Origin of the sequence: Bathymodiolus azoricus thioautotrophic gill symbiont, from assembly GCF_001298715.1 — a bacterium.
Classification (GTDB): domain Bacteria; phylum Pseudomonadota; class Gammaproteobacteria; order PS1; family Pseudothioglobaceae; genus Thiodubiliella.
This window is the reverse complement of the sequence record NZ_CDSC02000039.1, coordinates 1-4255: the sequence shown is the minus strand read 5'-3', so window position 1 is coordinate 4255 and position 4255 is coordinate 1. Positions and strand designations below refer to the sequence as shown.

Annotated in this window: 7 protein-coding genes; 6 read left to right on the top strand and 1 reads right to left on the bottom strand. The window is 36.9% G+C overall.

The genetic code is table 11. The features are described 5' to 3' along the window. Positions 1-206 precede the first annotated feature (206 nt). Positions 207-1538, top strand: a complete 1332-nt coding sequence (gene gorA / locus BAZSYMA_RS00765; RefSeq protein ID WP_090714559.1) for a glutathione-disulfide reductase — start codon at positions 207-209, stop codon at positions 1536-1538. 3 nt (positions 1539-1541) lie between these two features. On the opposite strand, the gene BAZSYMA_RS00760 is transcribed toward gorA, so the two are convergent. Continuing rightward, a complete protein-coding gene (locus tag BAZSYMA_RS00760) occupies positions 1542-2021 on the bottom strand; it encodes a thermonuclease family protein (RefSeq protein WP_090714557.1) in 480 nt (159 codons plus the stop codon). A 41-nt stretch (positions 2022-2062) separates the two neighbouring features. On the opposite strand from BAZSYMA_RS00760, the gene hisI reads away from it, so the two are divergent. Genes hisI through tatC form a run of 5 tightly spaced genes read left to right on the top strand, consistent with a single transcriptional unit; the run spans position 2063 to position 4157 of the window. Beyond that, positions 2063-2443 (top strand): phosphoribosyl-AMP cyclohydrolase, encoded by a 381-nt coding sequence (gene hisI, locus BAZSYMA_RS00755; RefSeq protein ID WP_090714554.1) that lies wholly within the window; start codon positions 2063-2065, stop codon positions 2441-2443. A 5-nt stretch (positions 2444-2448) separates the two neighbouring features. Next, complete coding sequence (locus BAZSYMA_RS00750) at positions 2449-2766, top strand: phosphoribosyl-ATP diphosphatase (protein WP_090714562.1); 318 nt, start codon at positions 2449-2451, stop codon at positions 2764-2766. A 13-nt stretch (positions 2767-2779) separates the two neighbouring features. Then, a complete protein-coding gene (gene tatA, locus BAZSYMA_RS00745; protein WP_180323738.1) occupies positions 2780-2986 on the top strand; it encodes a twin-arginine translocase TatA/TatE family subunit in 207 nt (68 codons plus the stop codon). 9 nt (positions 2987-2995) lie between these two features. Continuing rightward, the gene (gene tatB, locus BAZSYMA_RS00740; RefSeq protein WP_090714550.1) at positions 2996-3274 is read left to right on the top strand and encodes a Sec-independent protein translocase protein TatB; all 279 of its coding nucleotides are present in this window, start codon (positions 2996-2998) and stop codon (positions 3272-3274) included. Between the two features lie 16 nt (positions 3275-3290). Next, positions 3291-4157, top strand: coding sequence for a twin-arginine translocase subunit TatC (gene tatC, locus BAZSYMA_RS00735; RefSeq protein ID WP_090714547.1), 867 nt, complete (start codon positions 3291-3293; stop codon positions 4155-4157). Positions 4158-4255: the final 98 nt, after the last annotated feature.

The window sequence follows — 4255 nt, the reverse complement described above, 5'->3', positions numbered from 1 at the left end:
CTAAGGCTATTATGTGAAATTACTTGCGATTGGCACCAAGATTTTTCTCCATTCATCGAAGATGAATTTACATCAATTACATGAGAGATTTCTGTATAAATAGTCGTCAAAACAAGGGACTTAAAGGCTATTTTTTTACTGGCAAACCAATTGCACACTAAACCTAAGTTAAAGGGTAAGACTTTTTTTATTTATTGGAGAAAAAAATGACAAAACAATACGATATGATTGCCATTGGTGCAGGCTCTGGTGGCCTTTCAGCTGTTGAGCGCGCCAGCGAATACGGCAAAAAATGCTTAATCATTGAGGCAAAAACCATTGGTGGCACTTGTGTGAATGTTGGTTGTGTACCTAAAAAAGTGATGTGGTTTGCCGCCAATGCTGCCACACAGATTAACAATGCACAAGGGTTTGGTTTTAATATTGAGGTGAAAAATTTCTCATGGAAAAAACTCAAACAAGGTCGCGATAACTATATCAAAGGTATTACCGACTGGTATGACGGCTATTTAGAAAAATTAGGTATTGATTACATTCATGGCTTTGGAAAATTAGTCAATAAAAACACAGTGTCTGTCAATGGTGAAGAGTATACCGCTGAGCATATCGTGCTTTCTCCAGGTGGCAAGCCATCTGTGCCGAATATTGAAGGTGCCGAATACGGCATTACTTCAGATGGTTTTTTTGAATTAGACGCATTACCTAAAAAAGTAGCGGTTATTGGTGGTGGTTATATTGGTGTTGAATTGGCTGGTGTATTGAATGCACTCGGTAGCGAAGTTGAGATTTTCGGCAGAGCTGATACCTTGTTGCGTGGTTTTGACCCCATGATTCAAGAAGCTTTGGATAAAGACTATACTGCGCACGGTATTACCCTTCATCATGGTACTACAATCGATAAGGTTTCGAGTGATAAAACGATATTTACCAATCACGGTGAGTTTGGTGGTTTTGACCAAATTATTTGGGCAGTTGGCAGAGACCCAATGACGCAACATCTTGGTTTAGAAAATGCTGGTGTTGAGTCTAACCAACGCGGTTTTATTCCAACAGATAAATTTCAAGTGACTAATGTGGACAATATTTTTGCACTCGGTGATGCCACCGGCAGAGCGCCGCTCACACCTGTAGCTATCGCAGCAGGTAGAAGGTTGTCTGATAGGTTGTATAACAATATGACCGATAGGCATTTAGATTATAGTGCTATTGCCACTGTGGTTTTTTCACACCCACCCATTGGTACTATCGGTCTCACGGAAATTGAGGCCAATAAAAAATTTGATAAAATCAAAATTTATAAATCAGAATTCACCCCAATGGCAGATGCTTTGCTTAATCACAAAACCACCACCGCACTTAAATTAGTGTGTGTGGGTGATGATGAAAAAATCATCGGCTGTCATATTATGGGGCACGGTGCTGATGAAATGCTACAAGGCTTTGCGGTTGCCATCAAAATGGAGGCAACTAAAAAGCAGTTTGACGACACAGTCGCTATACACCCGACTAGTGCTGAGGAGTTAGTAACGCTAAGATAACATCTATCTATATTTATTTGTTTTCCGATACTTATGGGGCTTGATAGGTGGCTTGTAAAAACCCCAAAACCCTACTTTTTTAGATTTGGCTAATTCTTCTTCTTTGCGGTAGGTATTTTTATAAGAATACGCCATACCCGACTCAACCATTGACTTGCCGATATCAATATCTCCTTTATAGACACGCACTAAAACACGATGATAGTGCCCAATTTCGATAGGGGTAATTAACAATCTTCCAGGTATTTCCCTTAAAAGTCTTTTCAAGTACTCTTTGGATAATTGACCACAATCAATAATTTGGTATTGTGTTTTCTCACAAGTTTGTGTAATTTCTGGTGTGTCAATACCTTTAATACGCATTTGCAAACTGATACTATCGCCATCAACAATATATAGTGTTTTTTCACTATCTAAAATAAAGTTGCCAACATCAGAAAAAGCACTGCCTATCAATAAGAAGTATAAAATAAATAATTTCATTCAAAACTAGCGGTAAAATTAATCATTTTATAAGATTTTTAATGAAAGTATTAGAGCAAGTTAGATTTGATGATAAGGGTTTAATTCCAGCAATTGCTCAAGATTTTGAGACGGAGGAAATCTTAATGTTTGCATGGATGAACCAAGAGTCTCTATCGCTAACGATTAAAAAAAAACAAGCAGTTTACTATTCTCGTTCACGCAAAAAACTGTGGTTTAAAGGCGAAAAATCAGGACATACACAATTTGTTAAAGCTATTTATATAGATTGTGATTGTGATGTGATTTTACTCAAAGTAGAACAAATCGGCGGTATCGCTTGCCACACTGGTAGAAAATCTTGTTTTTTTCAAAAACTGGATAAAGACAATTGGGTAAATGTTAGCAAAGTATTAAAAGACCCAAAAGCCATTTATGGATGATGTTTATGAGTGATATCTTAAAACAATTAGAAAAAGTATTGGAGCAGCGTAAGCACTCAGGTGCCGATGAATCTTATGTCGCATCTTTATACAGTAAAGGCTTAGATGAAATCTTAAAAAAGATTGGCGAAGAGTCTGCCGAAGTGATTATGGCAGCCAAAGATGGAGAAAAAGAAAAAATCATCTATGAAGTGGCAGACCTGTGGTTTCACACTTTAGTATTATTACGCCACGAAGACATTGAAATCGCTAAAATAGAAGAAGAATTATCAAAACGATTTAGCTTATCGGGTTTAAAAGAAAAAGCCAATAGGAATCAATAACAAAGGAGAAATTATGATGCCGGGACCGTTTGAACTGATTATTATTTTAGTAATCGTGCTACTTCTTTTTGGTGGCAAACGCTTAAAAAACATTGGTGGCGACTTAGGGGGTGCTATCAAAGGTTTTAAAAAATCAATGAAAGAAAGTGAAAGTGACAAAATTGACAATAAAGACACTGTCATTGACGCTAAAGTTATCAAAGAAGAAGAGACCAAATAACACGCCACTATGTTTGATATTGGTTTTTGGGAATTCGCTTTAATTGGCATTATCACACTGATTGTGGTCGGCCCCGAAAGGATGCCCGCCATTGCCAAAACTGCGGGTCATTATATTGGCAAAGCCAAAAGGTTTGTTGCTAAAATCCAAGAAGATATTGGCGATGAAATTGAGGCTGATAAACTCAAAGAGCATCTAAACTTAGAAGATAAAGATGCTAATATTGTTGAGATTTTTGATCAAACTAAAGAATCCCTTAACAAAATCAAACGCGATATTGATAAATAGTCTGAGCTAAATAAGTATGAGTACACAGCGTATTAAACAAGACATGACCTTTATTCAACACTTGGTTGAATTACGCGATAAACTACTGCATTCTGTCATTGCAATTTTGCTGGTGTTTGCTGGTATTTTTCCCTTTGCCAACGAAGTTTATAGTTTTATTGCTGCGCCTATTCTCAATGTCTTACCCTCAGATAGCAATATTATTGCAATTGGAGTAATCTCACCTTTCTTAACGCCGCTCAAAATGGCGTTAATTTTTTCCGTCTATGCTACTATGCCCTTTCTGCTTTATCAAGTTTGGTCATTTATTGCACCTGCCTTATATAAACATGAAAAACAAATGATTTTGCCATTGGTAATTTCATCAACGGTCTTATTTTATGCGGGCTTGTTGTTTTCGTTTTATATTGTTTTTCCTGTTATTTTTGGCTTCTTATCTAGCATCGGTCCAAGCATTGTAGACTTCACCCCCGATATTCAATATTATCTTGATTTTGTACTGAAAGTATCTTTCGCTTTTGGTGTGGCATTTGAAGTGCCTATTGCCACTATCTTGCTAATTATATTCGGCGTAACAACAGTAGAGAAACTTAAGAAAAATCGTCCTTATATTGTTATTGGCGCCTTTGTTTTAGGTATGCTACTGACGCCACCTGATATTATCTCTCAAACCTTAATTGCTGTCCCAATGTGGCTGTTGTTTGAGGCTGGGTTGATTTTTGCACCCATGTTTAAACGCTCAGCACCAACATCAGATGATAAAGACGCTGACGCTAACTCAACCACTTCTGATAAGGAAGAAGCCACAGATGAAGAAGATTGGGGCGATGAAGAATTAGATAAAATTGACGAAGAATTTAAGAAACTGAATAAAGAAAATTAAGCATTTATAAGTTTATTTGAGCTAGCCCTAATTAGTCAACCCTTAAAAACCACACAAAACATTGATTTATAACAATAAAACTAACAATAACCCTAGAC

Bases quoted from the DNA above. Each gene is read 5' to 3' on its own strand.
- tatC (WP_090714547.1), top strand. From the start codon at position 3,291: ATGAGTACACAGCGTATTAAACAAGACATGACCTTTATTCAACACTTG.
- BAZSYMA_RS00760 (WP_090714557.1), bottom strand. From the start codon at position 2,021: ATGAAATTATTTATTTTATACTTCTTATTGATAGGCAGTGCTTTTTCT.
- BAZSYMA_RS00750 (WP_090714562.1), top strand. From the start codon at position 2,449: ATGAGTGATATCTTAAAACAATTAGAAAAAGTATTGGAGCAGCGTAAG.
- hisI (WP_090714554.1), top strand. From the start codon at position 2,063: ATGAAAGTATTAGAGCAAGTTAGATTTGATGATAAGGGTTTAATTCCA.
- tatB (WP_090714550.1), top strand. From the start codon at position 2,996: ATGTTTGATATTGGTTTTTGGGAATTCGCTTTAATTGGCATTATCACA.
- gorA (WP_090714559.1), top strand. From the start codon at position 207: ATGACAAAACAATACGATATGATTGCCATTGGTGCAGGCTCTGGTGGC.
- tatA (WP_180323738.1), top strand. From the start codon at position 2,780: ATGATGCCGGGACCGTTTGAACTGATTATTATTTTAGTAATCGTGCTA.